At 71.0% G+C, this 19,423-nt stretch carries 13 protein-coding genes and 1 pseudogene; 5 read left to right on the forward strand and 9 right to left on the reverse strand.

Annotation, left to right across the window (positions count from 1 at the left end; translation table 11 throughout):
• Window positions 1-64: 64 nt before the first annotated feature.
• Entirely contained in the window at window positions 65-856 is a 792-nt protein-coding gene (locus RCR19_RS05635) for an SDR family NAD(P)-dependent oxidoreductase (RefSeq protein WP_331264080.1), read from the forward strand.
• 7 nt (window positions 857-863) lie between these two features.
• Here the strand turns inward: RCR19_RS05635 and RCR19_RS05640 are convergent, their stop codons facing one another.
• Window positions 864-3,551 carry an AAA family ATPase gene (locus RCR19_RS05640; RefSeq protein ID WP_331264081.1) on the reverse strand — a complete coding sequence of 896 codons (2,688 nt, stop codon included), beginning with the start codon at window positions 3,549-3,551 and terminating at the stop codon, window positions 864-866.
• A 637-nt stretch (window positions 3,552-4,188) separates the two neighbouring features.
• Between RCR19_RS05640 and RCR19_RS05645 the strand changes: the two genes are divergently transcribed.
• Window positions 4,189-5,223, forward strand: a complete 1,035-nt coding sequence (locus RCR19_RS05645; RefSeq protein WP_331264082.1) for a DUF2510 domain-containing protein — start codon at window positions 4,189-4,191, stop codon at window positions 5,221-5,223.
• Window positions 5,224-5,385: 162 nt separating this feature from the next.
• Here RCR19_RS05645 and RCR19_RS05650 read toward each other — a convergent pair whose 3' ends face one another.
• A complete protein-coding gene (locus RCR19_RS05650; protein ID WP_059131812.1) occupies window positions 5,386-6,000 on the reverse strand; it encodes a TetR/AcrR family transcriptional regulator in 615 nt (204 codons plus the stop codon).
• Between the two features lie 203 nt (window positions 6,001-6,203).
• Between RCR19_RS05650 and RCR19_RS05655 the strand changes: the two genes are divergently transcribed.
• Window positions 6,204-7,031, forward strand: a complete 828-nt coding sequence (locus RCR19_RS05655; RefSeq protein ID WP_331264083.1) for a phosphatase PAP2 family protein — start codon at window positions 6,204-6,206, stop codon at window positions 7,029-7,031.
• On the forward strand, window positions 7,028-8,020 hold the full coding sequence (locus RCR19_RS05660; RefSeq protein WP_331264084.1) for a DMT family transporter: 993 nt from the start codon (window positions 7,028-7,030) through the stop codon (window positions 8,018-8,020). The genes RCR19_RS05655 and RCR19_RS05660 overlap by 4 nt, the downstream gene beginning before the upstream one ends.
• Before the next feature lie 67 nt (window positions 8,021-8,087).
• On the opposite strand, the gene RCR19_RS05665 is transcribed toward RCR19_RS05660, so the two are convergent.
• The 3 genes from RCR19_RS05665 to RCR19_RS05675 all read right to left on the reverse strand — a co-directional run bounded on the left by RCR19_RS05665 (window position 8,088) and on the right by RCR19_RS05675 (window position 12,543).
• Complete coding sequence (locus tag RCR19_RS05665; RefSeq protein WP_220291029.1) at window positions 8,088-8,915, reverse strand: phospholipid scramblase-related protein; 828 nt, start codon at window positions 8,913-8,915, stop codon at window positions 8,088-8,090.
• A gap of 85 nt (window positions 8,916-9,000) precedes the next feature.
• Window positions 9,001-11,052, reverse strand: coding sequence for a phospholipase C, phosphocholine-specific (locus RCR19_RS05670; RefSeq protein ID WP_331264085.1), 2,052 nt, complete (start codon window positions 11,050-11,052; stop codon window positions 9,001-9,003).
• 831 nt (window positions 11,053-11,883) lie between these two features.
• On the reverse strand, window positions 11,884-12,543 hold the full coding sequence (locus tag RCR19_RS05675; protein WP_331264086.1) for a hypothetical protein: 660 nt from the start codon (window positions 12,541-12,543) through the stop codon (window positions 11,884-11,886).
• Between the two features lie 420 nt (window positions 12,544-12,963).
• Between RCR19_RS05675 and RCR19_RS05680 the strand changes: the two are divergent.
• Window positions 12,964-13,447 (forward strand): annotated as a pseudogene (locus tag RCR19_RS05680) (SidA/IucD/PvdA family monooxygenase); the annotation flags it as partial.
• 37 nt (window positions 13,448-13,484) lie between these two features.
• Here the strand turns inward: RCR19_RS05680 and RCR19_RS05685 are convergent.
• The 4 genes from RCR19_RS05685 to RCR19_RS05700 all read right to left on the reverse strand — a co-directional run bounded on the left by RCR19_RS05685 (window position 13,485) and on the right by RCR19_RS05700 (window position 19,414).
• Window positions 13,485-14,126 carry a superoxide dismutase gene (locus RCR19_RS05685; RefSeq protein WP_331264087.1) on the reverse strand — a complete coding sequence of 214 codons (642 nt, stop codon included), beginning with the start codon at window positions 14,124-14,126 and terminating at the stop codon, window positions 13,485-13,487.
• 82 nt (window positions 14,127-14,208) lie between these two features.
• Complete coding sequence (locus RCR19_RS05690) at window positions 14,209-15,369, reverse strand: HoxN/HupN/NixA family nickel/cobalt transporter (RefSeq protein WP_331264088.1); 1,161 nt, start codon at window positions 15,367-15,369, stop codon at window positions 14,209-14,211.
• 200 nt (window positions 15,370-15,569) lie between these two features.
• Window positions 15,570-17,747: a discoidin domain-containing protein gene (locus RCR19_RS05695; RefSeq protein WP_331264089.1), complete on the reverse strand. Its 2,178-nt coding sequence runs from the start codon at window positions 17,745-17,747 to the stop codon at window positions 15,570-15,572.
• A 59-nt stretch (window positions 17,748-17,806) separates the two neighbouring features.
• Window positions 17,807-19,414 carry a glycoside hydrolase family 13 protein gene (locus RCR19_RS05700; protein ID WP_331264090.1) on the reverse strand — a complete coding sequence of 536 codons (1,608 nt, stop codon included), beginning with the start codon at window positions 19,412-19,414 and terminating at the stop codon, window positions 17,807-17,809.
• Between the last annotated feature and the right edge of the window lie 9 nt (window positions 19,415-19,423).

Below are 19,423 nucleotides of genomic sequence, written 5' to 3' on the forward strand. Positions count from 1 at the left end.
CCCTGCCGGTCGTAGCCTCAGCAGTGCCACTCGACCACCGCGGGACGGTGCTTAGGCTGAAGGCATGTCCACTGTTCTGATCACCGGTGCCACCTCAGGTCTCGGCCGCTATGTCGCCTTCGAATCGGTCCGCTCGGGACACCTGGTCCTCGCCCATGGAAGGGACGCGGCACGCACCGAACGGCTCGTCGAGGAGCTGCGCACCGAGGGCGAGGCGCAGGGCTTCGTCGCGGACCTGGCCTCGCTCGCCGAGGTGCGGCGCCTCGGCGCGGAGGTGAGCGCGGCGCAGCCCCGCCTCGACGTCCTGATCAACAACGCGGGTCTGGGCGGCGGTCCGCGCGGCTCGGATCGGGAGATCAGTGCGGACGGTCACGAACTGCGGCTCGCCGTCAACTACCTGGCACCCGTCGTACTCACCCGTGCCTTGCTGCCCGTTCTGCGGGCGAACGCCCCCGCCCGGATCGTCAACGTGGGCTCCGCGGGCCAGGAGCCGCTGGACTTCGACGACCCGGAGCTGACTCGCGGCTACAGCGGCCTCTCGGCGTACTGCCGCAGCAAGTTCGCCCTGGCCGCGTACACCTTCACACTGGCCGAGGAACTGCGCGGCAGCGGTGTCTCGGTCAACGTCCTGCACCCGGCGACCTACATGGACACCGCGATGGTCCGTGAGGGCGGCATCACCCCCTGGAACAGCGTTGCCGACGGCGCGCCCGGGGTGCTGGCCCTGGCGACCCAGGACGCGGGCACCGGCGGCTACTTCGACGGCACCCGTCCGGCACGGGCGCACGAGCGGGCGTACGACGGGGAGACACGGAAGCGTCTGGAGACGGTGACCGGTCAGCTGCTGGCGATGTGACGGGCGGTCAGCGCAGCCCCCTGCCGTGGTCCAGCACCTCCTGCGCCCGCGCCGCCAGCCCGTCGGCGCCGCACGACCGCGCCAGTGTCAGTCCGCGGTTGAGCTCGGCCACCGATTTCGCGGCGATCCCGTACTCGACCCGGGCGGCCGCGTGCTCGTAGGCGCAGGGCGAGGACTCCAGGTAGGTCACCGCCTGGGCGTGCAGCGCCACCGAGCGCTGGCCCGTCTCCAGGGCGGCGGCGACCCGGAGGGCCTCGCCGATCGCCGTGTCGGTGCCGAGGAGCTCCGCCTGCTGCCGTGCCGTCGCGGCCAGTTCGGCCGCGCGACGCGGGTCGTCGGAGACCAGCGCGCGTGCGAGGTCACCCGCCCAGGGGGCCAGCACCGGATTGCGGCCACGTCCGGCGCAGGCCTTCTCGGCGGCCTCCAGCTCGTTGACGCCCTCCTTGGTCCGGCCCACGGCGATCAGCAGCCGCCCGCGCACGGAACGGGTGTCGGGCAGCACGATCGTGGACGGGTAGGGCGGGGCGAAGCCGTAGCGCTCCGCGATCGACCAGGCCTCTTCCACATGTCCGCGGGCGAGCAGCGTGTCGACGAGTCCACAGGTCGACGACCAGTACAGGGGCAGTCCGCGGCCGACGCGCTCGGCGAGGCGCAGTGACTCGCGCAGGGACGCCTCCGCGTCCCTCAGACGGCCCCGCCTGCGATGGGCGAGCCCGACATAGGCATGGGCCAGGGAGAGATGACCGCCGCTCCAGCCGGCCGTCTCATAGGCGCGCAGGGCCTCGGTAAACAGGCTCTCGGCGCGGTCGAGGCGGTCCGTGTAGGCGTAGGCGCTGCCCAGCATCAGGAGCAGTTCGATGCCCCATGCGCTGTCGGTCCAGCCGAGTCCGGGGGCCAGCCGGCCGTTGACGAGGGCGCGGTCGCACAGCTCCACGACCTCCTCGGCGCTCTCGCCGTGGGTCATCGCGTCGAAGCCGCGCAGGATGAGCAGGGCGCGCTCGGAGTTGTCCCGCCCGGTGCAGGTGGCGGCGAGTTCGGCCAGTTCCCGGGAGCGGGCCGGGGAGTCCTCCTCCGCCGCATGGATGCCCTCCCACATGTAGTGCACCGCCTGCAGACGCATGCGCGCGGGGCCGGGCTCGAGCCGGGCGGCCTCCTCGTCGACGGTGCGAATGGCCTCGTCCAGCTGGTCGTTGTGCAGCAGTGCCTGGGACAGCCGGTAGACGGCGCTCACCCGGTCGTCGCCCTCCAGGCCCGGCATGGCGAGTGCCGCCTGGAGGTACTCGATGGTGGTGGAGGGCGAGGTCAGCAGAGTGGCGCAGCCCAGTTCGTAGAGCACATGGGGGTGGACCTCCGGCAGCGGAGGCTCCAGCAGGGCCCGCTCGAGGCAGCGGCGGGCGGCCTCGGGCGCGCCGACCGCGAGGTGCTCGCGCGCGGCCTCACGCATCTGCTCGACGAGTTCCTCGTCGTCGTCCGGATGGACCTCGAGGAGGTGGCGGGAGGCGGCCGCCGCGCCGAGTCCCGAGTCGGTGACGACCTGTGCGGCGATGCCGTGCATCGCGGTGCGCAGTCCGTCGGGGATCGACCGGTACACGGCGCTGGCGATCAGCGGGTGCACGAACTCCAGCTCGCCGCCGTCCGCCTGGCGGTTGGCCGCGTCCGGCTCGGTGAGGATGCGGGCCGCGCTCAGGAGTTCGGCGCAGCGCACCGCCTCCGCGGGACGCATCGTCGCGAGGCGGGCCACCAGGTCCACGGTGATGCCGGTGCCGAGGATGGCCGCGGCCCAGGCGAACCGGGTGGCCTCGATGCCGAGGCCCTCCAGCCGGGCCACCAGGCCATGGCCGCGGGCCGATCGGTTCAGGCCGCGCAGTTCGGCGGCGGACGACTCGACCGGTTCCAGCTGGCTGTCCTGCACCTTGGCGAGGAGTTCGACCGTCTCGTAGGGGTTGCCCCCGGTCACGGCCCACACCTCACGGCAGAACGGGGCGTCGGCGTGTGCGCCGACGGTGGCACGGGTGAGTCCCGCGGCGGCATCGGGGGTGAGCGCCGTCAGCGTGGTGAGCGGGAGGCGGGCGGCCGCGGCGATCGTCTCCAGATGGCGTTCGCTCTCGCCGGAGACCTCACCGGGGCGGCGGGCGACGACGACGAGGACACGCAGTTCGTCGAGGCGCTCGCAGAAGGCCGCGAGCCAGTGGAGGGTCTCCTGGTCGGCCCAGTGCGCGTCGTCGATGAGCAGGACCAGCGGCCATTCCCGCTTGGCGAGCCGGGAGACGGCCGCGACCAGTCCGTCGCACACACCCTGCGGGTCGGCCTGGCGCTCACCGGGGTCGGTTATCCCGAGGGCGGGGCCGGCGACCTCGTACCAGTCGCCCAGGTACTCGCGCGCCTCCTCCGGCATCAGTGAGACGAGCGCGGGCTGCAGCAACTGCCGTACGACATTGAACGGAACGGACGTGACGGTCTCGCCGCCGCGCGCCGACCACACTGTGCACCCGCGGCGTTCGGCGATGCGGCGTGTCTCGGCGAGGAGCGCGGTCTTGCCGATGCCGGCCTCCCCGCCGAACATCAGCAGGCTCCCCATCTCCGTCGGCGAGGCATCGTCGCGCAGGGCGTCGATCGCATCGGTGACGACGGCGAGTTCCGCGTCGCGTTCCCACAGGGAAGCCGAGGCGGCCCCGCCGGGCCCTGCCTCCGTCATCCCGGTACCTCCCCAGATCGCCCAAACGACGTACAGGCATCGAGCCTAGTCTCCCGCGGGCCCCGACGGAGCCAGGTCGTGACACCTGTTGCCGTGACGGGTGACGCGGGGTGTCCGGGGGCGACGCCGATGGCCGCCGACCAGGTCCGATGAAAGTTATCGACAGTAAAGCCCGTTGGAAATGAAGCAAACTTTCCCACGGGGTCACGGCATCCGAAAGGCCCGTGCACGATCGCCTTCGCCCACGACCCGGCCACTCGTACGACACCGGCGGGACACTCCCGAACCGGCCTGATCACCGGGGAGTTGGGCAACTCGGGCGCGGAGGGCGGGATCGGCGTCCGCGACCGGTCGGCCGACGTGATCGGGGCCCGGCCCCGCACCCGGCAGGGCTGCGGACACGAGATGGCGTCAGCCCTCTTCGCACTCGCGTTCCCCCTCGGGCGTCCGGAACCAGTGCCTCCGGCACGCCGGCGACCGGGTGGAGGGACGAACGGCGCGACGGCACTCGATCACGGAGGGCCGGCGTTCCGGGTGCGGAGGGCGCGCTCGTGCCGCAGTCCGGCGGCGCGCCGGTTTCCCGGCGTACGGGGGACGCTCTCATCCGTCTTTCACGCATGCCTCATACGGTGGGTCCATGACGCAGGTGACTCCTCCCGGGTGGTACCCCGACCCGGGGCAGACAAGTGACGCGCCCGCCACCGAGCGCTGGTGGGACGGATCGGCATGGACGGACCGGACCCGCCTCGCGGAGCCGTCCGCCGCGTGGGGTCCGCCGACGGTCGTCGCCCAGCCGGGCGCCCCGTTCGGCGCCGGCCCGTATCCGGGCGCGGCACCCTCGCCCGCACGGCGCCGTGGGCGCACCGCGGTGGCCGTCGCGGCGGCGATCCTGGTCCTCGCGGGAGTCGGCGGCGGCGTGTACGCGCTCACCGCGGACGACGGCGGCAGCGGCAACACGGCGCGCTCCGAGGCCCCGGGCGGTCAGGGCGACCGGGGCGGCCCCTTCGGCGGCCAGGGAGGTCCCTTCGGGGACCAGGGCGGATCCGGTGGTTCGGGCGGATCCGGCGGTCCGGGCGGTTCCGGGGGCTCCGACGGGCAGACGCCCGCACCCGGCGAGCCCGGCGGGCCGCAGACCGAGGACGGATACGCCCTCGACCCGTTCAACGGCATCAGCATCCCCGTGCCGGACGGCTGGAGCGGCGGGATGATCGACGGAGGGGCGACCGTCCAGTCCAAGGGCGAGTACAAGTGCCCCGGCGACCCGTCGAAGACGTGCAGCACCGGAGGGGCGTACTCGGCTTCCGCCGACGCGCAGGGGCTGGCGGCCGCCACCGCGGAGGCGGCGGCGAAGCAGGACATCGCCAAGAACGCCGAGGAGTCCTACGGCGGCAACTCCTACGGCGGGATCACCTCGCACCAGGTGCTGGCCTCCAAGGCGGTGACCGTGGCCGGTCAGCAGGGCTACATGGTCCGCTGGAAGGCGATCACGAAGGACGGTGCGGACGGCTATGTCGAGTCCCTGGTCTTCCCGTCGCCGGCCGGCACAAAGCACCTGGTCGTCGTCCGTTTCGGCATAGACGTGGGGGCGAACGCTCCCGCGCCCTCCGTTCTCGACCAGATCACCAAGGGCATCAAGTCCGCCTCGCTGGGCGGCAGCGGGCAGAACGCCTGAGCCGCTTCGGCCTCCCCGCCCGGCCGGATACCGAGCGGCCGGGTGGGGTTCCCCTCCGCTCAAGGGGAACCCCGCCCGGCCGGGGTGGTGCGCCGCCCCCGTCCCCACGGTGCGGCGCGAACAGGCCGTCGTCCGGTCATCCCGCGGACGACGACCTGCGTCTCAGGTGAGTCCGAGCCCCGGGAGCATCACCGCGTCCACGAAGCGTGTGAGATATTCCTCATCCGCGTGCCGCCCCTCGAGGATCGGGCGCAGTCGCAGCAGGCCCAGCAACTGCGCGGGGATGTACTCCAGTGCCGGATGGTCGGCCGGCACCTCCCCGCGTTCCACACCGCGGCGGACGATCTCCTGCAGCGCCCTGATCTCGGGCTCCACAAGGGTCTCCCGCAGCGCCTGGGCGAGTTCCCGGTCCTGCATGACGGCGGGACCGAGGGCCTGGAACAGCGCGCTGTCGCGACGCGACCACTCCGCGGCGGCCTGCGCCGCGGCACGCAGGTCCCCGGCGAAGGAGCCGGTGTCGATGCCCGAGATCCGCACGCAGCGGGTGGCTCTGAGGGCGGCCGCCACGAACTGGGGCTTCGTCTTCCACTGCCGGTACAGCGTCGACTTGCTGCACCGGGTGCTTGCGGCCACACCCTCCATGGTGACGGCCTCGTAGCCGCAGCTGCGGATCTGCTCGAGAACGGCGTCGAAGAACTCCCGCTCCCGTTCGGGCGTGATCTTGGAACGGCGCGAGGCGGCAACCGTGTCCGGTGCATCCGCTGCCTGCGACGTCATGACGTGGCTCCTCGGTCGTGGCCCCGGCCCGTGGGCCGCTTCACACCAGTATATCGATACGCCAGTGTACCGGTACGGGAGCGTATCGGTACACTGGCGTATCGATGAGCCTTGGACAGGACCCACTCGTCTGTCGAGTGGACCCTTTCCTGGGCTCACCACGCACCACCCCACGCACGTACCGTCAGCAAAGGGGCCGGGGGATGCATTCCCGTACCGAGCCTGAAAGAGACGGAGCCGCCGCAATACGGCGGCCTCCCCTCATCCGCGAGCTCCTGCTGGTCGCAGGGCTCTTCCTCGTCTACAAGTTCGGCCGTCAGTTGGCCAACGGCCACACGGCCGAGGCCTTCCACAACGCGCACCGGGTCTGGCACTGGGAGCGCTCCCTCCATCTGCCGGGCGAGAGCGACGTGCAGTCCGTGCTGCTGCACGGAGACACCCTCGTCCGTGCCGCGAACACCTATTACGTCGCCGTCCACTTCACGGCCACCGTGATCTTCCTGGCCTGGCTCTATCTGCGGCGCCCCGAGCACTACCTGTGGGCCCGCCGCATCCTCGCCCTGCTGACCGGGGCGGCGCTGGCACTGCACCTCACGTTTCCGCTCGCCCCTCCGCGGATGCTCGACGTGGCCCATCTGGTGGACACCGGTCAGGCGTACGGGCCGACCGTGTACGGGGCGAAGCCGGCGGCCGACTCGATGGCCAACCAGTTCGCCGCCATGCCCTCACTGCACTTCGGCTGGGCGCTGATGGTCGCGATCGGGCTGATCGCGGCGACCCGGTCCCGCTGGCGGTGGCTGTGGCTGCTGCATCCGCTGCTGACCCTGGTCGTGATCGTCGGCACGGCCAACCACTACTGGCTGGACGCCGTCGTCGCCGCCGTGCTGCTCTGCATCGCGCTGAACATGGTCCACGCCCCGTCGCCGACCTCGCGGGGAACGACCGGAGCGGTGCCGCGTCCGGTGCCGGCGCCGCGACGGGTCGGGCCCACGAGGGCCGACGGCCCCGGCCTGGTCGGAGCCGGCCGATGAACGCCACGGTCCTCGCCGTCGTCCTGTCCCTGTTCTCCGCCGTCGCGTACGCGGCCGCAGCCGTCGCCCAGGAGCGGCTCGCGGCCCGCACCTCCGGCGCCGGTGTGCTGCGGCTGTTGCGGCACCCCGCCTGGTGGTGGTCGGTCGTGCTGAACGCCTCCGCCGCGCTTCTGCACGTCGCCGCCCTCAAGTTCGGTCCGCTGACGCTGGTCCAGCCGCTGGGCGCGCTGACGCTGGTGGCGGCGGTGCCGCTGGGCGCGCGGGTCGCGGGCCGCAGGGTCAGCAGGGTCGAGTGGCGGGGCACCGCGCTGACTCTGATCGGTCTCGCGGCGCTGCTGGTGACGGCGTCCGGACCCGCACCCGACGACATACTGAGCCCGCCGGAGGCACTGGCCGTGGCGGGCACCACCGCCGCCCTGATCGGCCTGCTGACCCTGCCCGGCTCCCGGCTCCGCCCCGTCGGCGGGACAGCCGCCGGCTCCCGTACCGGGCTTCGGCACGCGACCGCGTCGGGCTTCGCCTCCGGCGTCGCCTCGGCCCTCACCCAGACGGTGACGGTGGCGGCGACGGACCGTTCGGGATCGCTGCTCAGCCCGCAGGTCGTCGTGGTCGCACTGCTGGTGGCCGCGTTCGCGACGGGCGGTCTGCTGCTGTCGCAGACGGCGTACCGGGGCGGTCTCGGTGGACCGCTCGCCCTGGTGACCCTCGCCAACCCCGTGGCCGCGGCGGTGATCGGCCTCTCCCTGCTGGGCGAACGCCTCCAGGGCGGGGTGGCGGGCATACTCCTCGCACTGGTCGGCGCTGCGCTCGCCTCGTGGGGTGTAGTGGCGCTGTCGCGGTCGGCGCCCGAGCCCGTCGTGGCGCCCGCGGACGAGGACCATCCGGTGGCGGCGGTGCTCGCCCTTGATTCCCTGGCGCCGCCCTACGAAGGCCCCCTGGTGCCAAAGCAGCCGGCGCCCACGCCGCCGGAGCACCTGCCGGCGATGTAGACGAACGGCGGCCGGAGCGTGTGTGCACGCTCCGGCCGCCGTGATGGTCCGCCGCGGTCCGGGAGACTCAGCCGAACCCGCGGGAGTCCTGCTTCAGCGCCGTGTCCACGGTGAGCGCAGTGGCCACGACCAGGCTCAGCAACGGCTCGGGCAGCTGGTAGTGGATCTGCAGGACGTAGTTGTCCGCGGTCGTGAACATCGTCTTCGCCAGGCCCTCCCAGGTCTTCGTGATCCGCGCGACCTCGTTCTCCGCGTGGTCGACGATCGCGAAGTTCCAAGCGCGCCAGTTCTCCGCCTTGATCGCGCCGACCTGCCGGCCGTTCGCGATCATCGCGAAATTGATCTTTCCGATCATGTTCTGCTGGACGATCTCACCGACGGGCTGTCCGTCCGGACGCTCCACGACCACCCGGGACTTCAGGAACTTCGCGGGCCGGATCAGCACCAGCTGCGGCTGCCCGTGGGCGTCCCGGATCTCCAGCTTGTGGGTCAGGAACTGATCCACACTGGAGACGAAGCGCAGGGCCTTCTTCAGCACGCTCTGCCCGATCTCGGTGACCGAGCCGATCTGGTTGCCGTTCTGGTCGAAGACGCTGTACTCGTTCGTCAGCTCGATCAGTTTGGCCTTCTGGTTCACGACCAGCACCGGTTCGGTGAACAGCGTGCCGCCGCCGGAGCCGCTCGCGGCGACTCCGGCCTGCTGCTGCACCTGACGCTGTACGCGCGGGTCCGGCGCCGCGGCCTGCTGCTGTGCGTACGCCTGCTGCGGCACCTGGCCCTGGCCCTCGGCCTGGGTGTGCTGGGTCCACTGGGCGCCGTCCCAGTACCGCAGGGTACGGGGCGCGCCGTGCGGGTCCGGGTACCAGCCCGCAGGAGTGTTCGATTGCGTGGTCACCGGGGCACAGTACCCCGAGCACACCGGTGACCGGCGAGCCCCCCGCAACACCGGATCCATGGCGCGTACGGCGTCGGTCCCATGTCTACTTCGCGGCGATCGCGGGATCGCTCACGCCCGGCTGTCCGTTCTCGACGTGGCCGGCGAGACGGCGCAGGAAGGACGGGTCGGCGTCGGACGTGACGGTCAGGTCGTACCAGCGCCGGCTCGCCTTCAGGGAGACGGTGTACTTCACGGTGTCGTGGGCGCGCACCGTGAACGTCTTCGCCTTCCCGCCGTAACCGTCGCCGACCTTCAGCTTCACCGTGCGGGAGCCCTTGTTCACAAGGGTCAGCTCGATGTCGTCGCCGATGTACCGCGCGCCGACCTCGGGACCCGCCTGCTTGCCGGGGCCCTTGAAGACGCGCAGGAAGCCGTTCGGCCCGTGCACGGTCAGGTCGTAGGACCCTCCGGAGTACGCGGAGTTCCACGTGTCCGACAGCGTCTTGCCGGCTGCCGTGGTGTAGGTCCAGGGGCCGTCGGTGCGGTTGCCGGAGGTGACGAGGAACGCGGCACCCGCGTGCGCACCGGAGGCGAACGTCAGCGTGAACTTTCCGGCGGCGGGGTCAGCGGATCCCGTCACGACGGGTGCGTACCCGAGCGGGCGGGCGGGCCGCAGTCCGCGTTCCTGCTTGGGCAGGACCGAGTCGGCGGGCGGGGTGGGCACGAAGTCGGGGTGACGGTCGCGGTCCGGCGGCTCGTAGCCGTCCGTGGCCGGCAGCGACACCGGCTTGGTGTCCTTGCGCGAGAAGTCGAACGCCGAGGTCAGGTCACCGCAGACGGCACGCCGCCAGGGCGAGATGTTCGGCTCGTGGACGCCGAAACGGCTCTCCATGAACCGGATCACGGACGTGTGGTCGAACGTCTCGGAGCAGACGTAACCGCCCTTGCTCCACGGCGAGACGACAAGCATCGGCACGCGCTGGCCGAGTCCGTAGGGACCGGCGACATGGGAGGCGTCGCCCGCGAGGACGTCCGGGCCGGCGTCGACCGTGGACTTGCCCTGCGCGGCGGAGGCCGGCGGGAACGGCGGGACCAGGTGGTCGAAGAAGCCGTCGTTCTCGTCGTACGTGATGAACAGGGCCGTCTTGGCCCACACCTGCGGGTCGGAGGTGAGCGCGTCGAGGACCTGGGAGACGTACCAGGCGCCGTAGTTCGCGGGCCAGTTGGGGTGCTCGGTGAAGGCCTCGGGGGCGACGACCCAGGAGATCTGGGGCAGCTTGCCGCCCTTGACATCCGCCTTGAGCCGGTCGAAGAAGCCCTCGCCCTTGCGGGCGTCGGTGCCTGTACGGGCCTTGTCGTACAGCGGGTCGCCCGGCTTGGCGTTGCGGTACTGGTTGAAGTACAGCAGTGAGTTGTCGCCGTAGTTGCCCCGGTAGGCGTCCTCGATCCAGCCCCAGCCGCCGGCCGCGTCCAGGCCGTCGCCGACGTCCTGGTAGATCTTCCAGGAGACCCCCGCCTTCTCCAGGCGCTCGGGGTAGGTGGTCCAGCCGTAACCCGCCTCGTCGTTGCCGAGGACCGGGCCGCCGCCCTTGCCGTCGTTGCCGGTGTAACCCGTCCACATGTAGTAGCGGTTCGGGTCGGTGGAACCGATGAACGAGCAGTGGTACGCGTCGCAGATGGTGAAGGCGTCGGCGAGCGCGTAGTGGAAGGGTATGTCCTCACGCTGCAGGTACGCCATCGTCGTCGAGGACTTGGCGGGCACCCACTTGTCGTACTTGCCACCGTTGAAGGCGGCGTGGCCGTCGTTCCAGCCGTGCGGGAGGTCCTGGATGAAGGCCAGGCCCAGGTCGTCGGCGTCGGGCCGGAAGGGGAGGATGTCCTTCGACCCGTCCGACTGGTGCCAGACCGACTTGCCGTTCGGCAGGGTCACGGGGCGCGGGTCGCCGAAGCCGCGCACACCTCGGAGCGTACCGAAGTAGTGGTCGAAGGAGCGGTTCTCCTGCATCAGGACGACGATGTGCTCGACGTCCTCGATCGTGCCGGAGCGATGGTGCGCAGGAAGGGCCGCGGCGCGCTCGATGCTGTTGGAGAGCGCGGTGAACGCGGCGGTACCGCCCGCGAGTTGGAGGAATCTGCGCCGGTTGACCTCGGGCATGACTGAACGACCTCTCATCGTGGTGCGGATGGCCGGAACATGAGGAAACGTGTGCGCAGCGAGTGTTCCAAGGGCAACAAACGTCAAGGAAGGGTTCGATGGCGCGCATGTGAAAGTCGCCGGTACAAGTGGTGTCCCTGTGCGCAGCACAGGCCGTCGAGTGGCGCTCCACCGCAGGTCAAAGAGCTGAACGCGCCTGTCATGACAATGACTTGTCCGGAGAGGTTGCCGCCGCGGGCTCCGTCGGGACCCCTGTGGACGCGTCCGGCGCAGGCCGTGGCGGGGCCTCGCACGACCGCGGACGAGGACCGCCGGGTCCGCCGGGTCCGCCGAGGGGCACTCGACCGTCCGTCAGGGCCGGCTCCTCGGGGGTGACCCCCACCGACGGCGGATGCGTCGTCACATGTCGTTTCGCGGGGGCGGTCAACGACACTGCGGCGGCTGCGGAGCGCAGCGCGCCCCGGGCACTGCGGCGCAGCGGTGATGTGGGTCAGCGGCAGTTCGCCGACCGTCCGGCGCGGCTCTTCGCGGTCCGGTCGTGTCCGCGGGGCGACGACGGGTCGGCCGACGCCTCACATCTGTTCGCCGGCCGCCGGAGCGGTCCATCGGATCGCGCTCCCCGGAATGCGGCCGGAAGGTCACGGCCGATACGCACCCGATACGGGCGGGGGAGACGAGCGCTGGATTCGGCACCTACGACGTGGTGACGACGCCGGGCGCCCGGTACGACGGCGATCTCGTTACCGTCGTGGACATCGAGCCGGATCCCGCGATCACTCCTCGGGACGTCCCGGCCCTGCCGCCGCGCCGAGGCGGCCCGGTGGGCACGGCTCAGGCGCTGACGGCCTCGGTCTGGATGTCGTGGCGGACATGGCCCATCAACTCGCCCAGGTCGCCGACGTCGGGGTCGAGCTCCTCGGCCCGCGGTGCCGCCTTCTGCAGCCATGCCGCCGTGGCCAGGGCCAGCTCGACGGCCTCCTTCCGCCGGCCGTCGCCGAGCAGCTCCTCGATCTTGAAGGAGATCCCCGCCAGGGTCTCGTCGTCCGTCTCCGGCACCAGGCTGTCCCTGAGACCCGCCGGATAGGGCGTCCGCTGCCGGGACTCCCGGAGCGCGGTGACGACCGCGGTGTTCTCGCTGAACTGGTCGAGGAGGCCCATGAGGACGTACAGCCGCGCCACGAGCCGCGGCAGACCCTGGTGCCGGTCCAGCCAGAGCATCAGCTGCGTCTGGCCACCGAGGTGCTCGATCAGCTCCGACATCGCCGAGGCCAGTGTGTTGGGCAGGACCCAGTGGAACGGCACCAGCCGCGCCACCTGGTCGGCGAGTTCCGACTCCTCCTGCCGGTCGGTCGAACCGGCGATGAAGTCGCTGACCAGCACACGGTCCAGTCCGAAGCCCGGAGGCGCGGTCCTGTCGGTCGAGGAGTGGGAGGAGTCGTGACGCAGGCGCAGGAGCTCGTCGGCGATCCTGCTCAGCAGTTTCTCGTGCATGAGTCCTCCTGGCGCGCCGTACGTTCCTCGTCGTTCCCGGTGGGTGTTCGCTCCCGGCGGCATGCCGTGGGGGCGCGCGATCGACGGATGAATTGTCCCGAAACCTCCCTCAATACTGTGCCCCACCGACGCCCGGGGTGCGCGTCCGCCGGTCCGGGCGGGCTACCCGGGGTCCGGCCCGGGGGGCTGTCGCCCGGCCGGTGAGCGCTCGCTCATGGGCCGTCCCGACGACCGTGTCCGGCGTCGCCGCGCCGTCGGCTCCTGTATGCGGCCCGGCTGCGGTCACCCGGAACCCGGCCGCGGGACGGGGCGGCACGCCTCCCCGTCCGCGTTCCGCGCCGCGCCCGCGCCGCGCGGTCGGCTCCACCATCCGCATGCCGGACACACCCCCGCAGCCCGTGCGGCCCCGTAGGCCGGCCCCCGCTGCGCGCCGAGTTCCACCAGTACTTCGAGTGGGCCGCCGACCGCATGGCGCACCTCGTCGCGTACGGCAGCGAGGTCACCGCGGTGGAGCCGGTGCGCGACGAGGACGGCCACGTCGCGTACTTCGACGTGGTCAGCCGGGACCCGGGGATCCCGGGCGGCACGGTCGGACGCCGCACCCGCAACGTCAGTGTGGCGATGGGAACCGCACGTGCCGCCCGGCATCGAACTGTCCGAACATGTCTGGCACAACAGCCGGCTGATCCCGCGCGTGAGGGAACTGGGCGCCACGGGACGACGGGGACGCGCTGCGGGTCGGCCGCGACCACGGGTGGAGACGGTGCCGGAGGTGACCGCCGGCATCTATCTCCAGGGCGGGACGGAGCACACCCACGGCCTGACCAGCACCCTGCTGTCGACCACCGCAATCAGGGCCGAGGAGATCCATCGGTCCCTGCTGAAGGGGCGGACGCCGGCCTGAACCGCGCCCGGGCGGGACGTCCCGCCGGCCTACGCGGTCAGGGCGCGAGGAGCAGGCTGTCGCCACGCTCCTTGGCGGCCGCGTAGCGCCTGGCCACGTCCTGCCAGTCGACGACCTGCCACATGGCCTCGATGAAGTCCACCTTCTGGTTCCGGTACTGCAGATAGAAGGCGTGCTCCCAGGCGTCGAAGACCAGGACAGGGGTGGAGCCCTGGCCGACGTTGCCCTGGTGGTCGTAGACCTGCTCGACGATCAGGCGTCCGCTCAGCGGTTCGTACGCCAGCACACCCCAGCCCGAGCCCTGGGTGGTCGCGGCGGCCTTGGACAGCTGCGCCTTGAAGGCCGCGAACGAGCCGAAGGACTCGGCGACGGCGTCCGCGAGTTCGCCCACCCCGTCCTTCTCCAGGGGCTCCCCGCCGCCGTCACCGGACATGTTGCGCCAGTAGATCGAGTGCAGGATGTGGCCCGAGAGATGGAACGCCAGGTTCTTCTCCAGGCCGTTGATCGAGCCCCACGCCTCCTCCTCCCGGGCTTGTGCGAGCTGCTCCAGCGTGTCGTTGGCACCCTTCACGTACGCCGCGTGGTGCTTGTCGTGGTGCAGCTCCACGATCTCCGGGCTGATGACCGGGGCGAGAGCCGCGTAGTCGTACGGAAGTTCCGGGAGTGTGTACAGCGCCATGCCCAACGCCCTCCGACCTTATTGCCAATGATGTGCAACTGCACGCTAGCAGCAAGATTCTCGCGCCGGGCCGCAGCCGGCCCTAGTCGGCGCCTTCCTCGGCCGGGGCGCGTCCGGCCAGGCCCGCGGTCCACTTCTCCTCGATACGGCCGACCTTCCACACCAGCAGGGCGACGGCCCAGGTGGCGAAGAACAGACCGACGACGACGTAGCCGATGGTGTTCAGGTCCAGGCCCGATACCCAGTCCCAGAAGGCGCCGTGCAGACCCGCCTTGTCGGCGATCAGACCGAGCAGTTCGACGGTGCCGATGATCAGTGCGACCGCGACGGACAGTCCGGTGACGGTGAGGTTGTAGTAGACCTTGCGAACCGGCTTGGAGAACGCCCAGCCGTAGGCGAAGTTCATGAACGATCCGTCGATCGTGTCGAGGAGCGCCATGCCCGCCGCGAACAGGACCGGGAGGCACAGGATCGCGTACCAGGGCAGCCCGGACGCGGCGCCGGACCCGGCGAGCACGAGGAGCGCGATCTCGGTCGCCGTGTCGAAGCCGAGGCCGAAGAGCAGGCCCAGGGGGTACATCTGCCAGGGCCTGGTGATGGACTTCATCAGCCGGCCCAGCAGACGGTTCATGAAGCCGCGGCTGTTGAGCTGCTCCTCCAGCGCGGCCTCGTCGAAGTCGCCGGACCGCATCTGCCGGAAGACCTTCCAGATCCCGGCCAGGACGAGCAGGTTGATGATCGCGATGACGTACAGGAAGGTCCCGGAGACGGTCGTACCGATCCAGCCGGTGACACCGTGCAGTTCGGAGCCGTCGTTCTCGACCGGCCCGGCCAGCGCCTTCACACCCATGGACAGCAGGAAGGCCAGTGCGAAGACGACGCTGGAGTGCCCGAGGGAGAACCAGAAGCCGACCGACAGCGGTCGCTGCCCCTCGCCCATCAGCTTGCGGGTCGTGTTGTCGATCGCGGCGATGTGGTCGGCGTCGAACGCGTGCCGCATGCCGAGCGTGTAGGCGGTGATGCCGATGCCCACGCCGAAGGTCTTGGTACCCAGGCTGTAGTGCTCGGGGGCGACGATCGCCACCAGCGTGAACCAGCCGATGACGTGCAACGCCACGATGAAGGCGGCCATCCCGCCCAGACGCACCCACTCCCTCCGGGTCATCGATGCGCGTACGCGGTGCCACAGGACGCCCCGCCCTGCGGCCGGGCGGGCGGGAGCGGAACCAGGAGCCGTGGTCATGGGGGTGCGGGCCTCACTGCTCGGTGATCGACCGTCTTCAGTCGCGCCCTCCAGGCTTCTGCGTATATGTTGCAACAACAACATCAGAGCAGCAAAGCTCGCACCAGGCTTCGGTCAACGCCTCCCGAAGGAACCGCACCCGGATCGCCCCGCGCTTCGCCACCCCGCGGACCCGGGCGACGAAGCGCGGGGCGAGGGGGTCACGAGGTCGAGTAGGCCTCCACCTCACTGAACTGCCCGGCGGGCCAGCCGGTGTTGGCAGTGACGGTCAGCCTCAGGTAGCGCAGATCGGTGCCGACGGGCAGGGTGACCGTGGCCGTGTTGCCGGTCGCCGGATCGAAGCGGTAGCCCTGCGGGCCCGCCACCGTCGAGTAGCTCGAGCCATCGGTGCTGCCGAGCACCGCGACGGTCTGGGTGCGGGCGCCCCACGCCGAGGACGGCGGCAGCTTCAGCACCAGTCGGCGCACGGACTCGGCCGAGCCGAGGTCCACCGTCAAGGACTGCGGGAAGGCGTTGTTGGTGGACTCCCAGTAGCTGTTGGCGTCCCCGTCCACCGCCTTGCCGGGGGTGTAGACGTCCTGCGATCCGGTCGCGGTGGCCGGGCGGCCCTTGGCCAGGTTGCGGTTCGGGTCCTGGGGTGGATTGCCCTGACCGGGCTGGGGCCAGGTCGAGCAGTCCGACCAGGTGCTGTTCCAGCCGGAGTTGCCGCCCCCGTCGGTGAGCGCGAAGCTGCCGGAGCCGGACGGGTAGGGGCAGTTGTAGATCCCGGCGGAACCCACACCGGAGGCGGTCACATTGCGGAAGACGGCCGCGCCCTGGGCTTCGGCCTGGACGACCACCGTGCCGGTGTTGCGCACCGTCGCACCGTCCACGGTGACGTTCCGGACCGGGTAGCCCTGCCCGCCGCCCGATACGAACTCGAAGGCGCTGTAGGGGCTGTCGGTGATCGTCGTGTTGGTGATGGCGACCGTGGCGTTGATGGCGCTGTCGTAGGAGTCGACGCGCAGGGCGCTCATGGGGTGGTTCCAGTTGGGGTTCATGGCGCCGGTGCGGACGAGGGTGTTGCCGTCGACCGTGATCGTGCCCGCCAGCGGGTTGAAGGGGTCGAGGAACTTCTGGTTGGAGATCGCGATACCGCTGCCGAGGGCATTGGTGTCGGAGATCAGGTTGTTCCTCACGGCGATGTCGGTGCCGCCGTAGATCGCGATGCCGTTGGCGAGGTTCGGCTGGGAGATGGTGTTGTTCTCGAAGCTGCTGTTGGTGTCCGGCGCGTACAGCGACCACATGGCGAGCGAGTCGTCGCCCTGGTTGCGCAGGAAGTTGTTGCGGACGCGGACGCCCTTGGCGCTGCCGTTGAGGTTCAGGCCGTCGGCGGTGGTGTCCAGGATGCGGTTGTTCTCGACGACGAGATTGTCGTTGTTGCCGGTCAGCCAGAGGCCCACCTTCAGATGCTGGATCCACATGCCGGAGACCGACGAGTTCGGTCCGAGCGAGCCGTTGACGAAGTTGTCGGGGCTGGAGTCGACACGCTCGGTGACCTCGCCGATGACCGCGAAGTCCTTGATGTGGACTCCCCCGGACGAGCCGGACTGGTCGATGAAGCGGGAGGTGTGCACGACGGAGTGCCAGCTGCCGGCACCCTGGAGTGTCACGTTCTGCACGCCGCCCAGCGACGAGGTCAGCCGGTAGTCGCCCGGCGGGATCCAGACCACTCCCCCCTGGGCCGAGGCGATGGCGTCCCGGAAGGCCTGGGTGGAGTCGCCCTGCCCGCTGGGGTCGGCACCCTTGGAGGTGACGGACACCGATCCGGCCGGCTGGGTGGCGGCGGCCGCGACCTGTTCGAAGTCGGCGACGTCGACCGTGACCTGCGTGCCCGTCGACTCGAAGGCGATCCTGTCGCCCGCCTGGACGTTCTGCCCGAGCAACAGCCGCGCGTTGTCATAGAAGTGGTGGGTCTTCGAGCCCGGGATCCACCCGGTGTCGACGTAGGAGTACTTGGAGGTGACCGCGAGGGTCTTGGACAGCCTCGTTCCGTTGACGTAGACGTTCAGCGTGCCGGACTGACCGTCGAGGACGCTGTAGGCGACGTTCACCGCGTTGGCCGCCCGCGGCACGGTGAACTCGACCCGCTGCCCGGCGCCGAGCCGCACGGCCTGGCGCCCGGACGCCTCGGAGGCGAGGGCGCCCTGGGTGTAGTCCGGACCGATCCTGGTACCGGTGGTCGTCGCCGACTCCGCTTCGACGGAGGTGAAGGGCAGGGTGGCGCCCGCGGCCGCGTGGGCCGCCGGAGCGAGGCAGACGAGCATGCCCGCGGCGAGGGCGACGGCCGCCCCCATTGCCGGCATGCGCCTGACATGTCTACGGGTGCTGCTGTGCATGTGCTGATCCCTTCATGGTGGGGGTACGGGGATAGCAGGGTGTGGTGCGGCACAGCGGCTCAGGCGCGCAGCCAGGCCGCCGTGTCCTTGGGCAGCCGGCCCTGGTCGTCCAGCGGACCGCTGGCGATGAGGACGCGGCTGTGCGGGGGGAGGTCGAAGGGCGTGGCGGCGAGGTTCACCACACAGCTCACACCGTCGGCCCGGGTGAAGGCGAGAACGCCCTGGGGGGCGGGCAGCCAGGTCAGCGGACCGTCCCCGAACACGGGGCGCAGCCGGATCGCCTCCCGGTAAAGGGCGAGCATCGAGCCGGGGTCCCGGTCCTGGAGGTCGGCGGCGTACGTCGCCCAGTCGGCCGGCTGCGGCAGCCACGGCTCGTCCCGGGAGCCGAAACCGGCGTACGGCGCCTCCGCGACCCAGGGCAGCGGGACCCGGCAGCCGTCCCGACCGGGATCGGCGCCGGCCGAACGGAAGTACATCGGGTCCTGGATGCGGTCCACGGGTATCTCCGCCTCGGGCAGCCCCAGTTCCTCGCCCTGGTAGACGTAGACCGCGCCGGGCAGGGCCAGCGACAGCAGTGCGGCGGCCCGCGCCCGGCGGGTACCGAGGGCGAGGTCGGTGGGGGTGCCGAAGGCCTTGGTGGAGAAGTCGAAGCCGGTGTCCGTCCGTCCGTAGCGGGTGACCGTGCGGGTCACGTCGTGGTTGCACAGCACCCAGGTGGCCGGGGCGCCCACCGGGGCGTGCTCCGCGAGAGTCGTGTCGATCGACGTGCGCAGGCGCGCCGCGTCCCAGGGGCAGGACAGGAAGGAGAAGTTGAAGGCCGTGTGCAGTTCGTCGGGGCGGAGGTAGCGCGCGAAGCGCTCGGCGTCCGGCAGCCACACCTCGCCCACGAAGATTCCGTCGTGGTCGTCGGCCACGGCCCGCCAGGAGCGGTAGATGTCGTGGAGTTCGTCGCGGTCCACGAGAGGGTTGGGGTCCCGGCCCTCGACGAAGTCCGGCAGTGCGGGGTCCTTGGCGAGCAGGGCCGCCGAGTCGATGCGGACGCCCGCGACGCCGCGCTCGAACCAGAAGCGCAGGATGTCCTCGTGCTCCTGACGGACGGCCGGGTGGGCCCAGTTGAGGTCCGGCTGCTCCGGCGTGAACAGGTGCAGATACCAGTCGCCGTCGGGCAGCCGGGTCCAGACCGGCTCTGTGGAGCCGGCGAACTGGGACGGCCAGGTGTTGGGCGGCAGTTCGCCGTCCGCGCCGCGTCCGCGCCGGAAGTGGAAGAGTTCACGCTCCGGGCTGCCGGGTCCCGCGGCGAGGGCCGCCTGGAACCACGCGTGCTGGTCGGACACGTGGTTGGGCACGATGTCCACGATGGTGCGCAGGCCCAGCTCCCGCGCCTCGGCGATCAGTTTCTCGGCCTCGGCGAGCGTGCCGAAGGCGGGGTCGATGGCGCGGTAGTCGGCGACGTCGTAGCCGCCGTCCTTCATCGGTGACAGGTACCAGGGGTTGAACCACAGCGCGTCCACGCCGAGTTCGGCGAGGTACGGCAGCCTGGCGCGGACGCCCGCGAGGTCTCCGGTGCCGTCCCCGTCGCCGTCCGCGAAGCTGCGGACGTACACCTGGTAGATGACGGCGGAGCGCCACCAGTCCATGTCTTTCCGGGCAGGGGTGGGCTGTCCCACTGTGCTTGC

This window comes from Streptomyces sp. WAC07094 (assembly GCF_036320405.1).
Classification (GTDB): Bacteria; Actinomycetota; Actinomycetes; order Streptomycetales; family Streptomycetaceae; genus Streptomyces; species Streptomyces lannensis.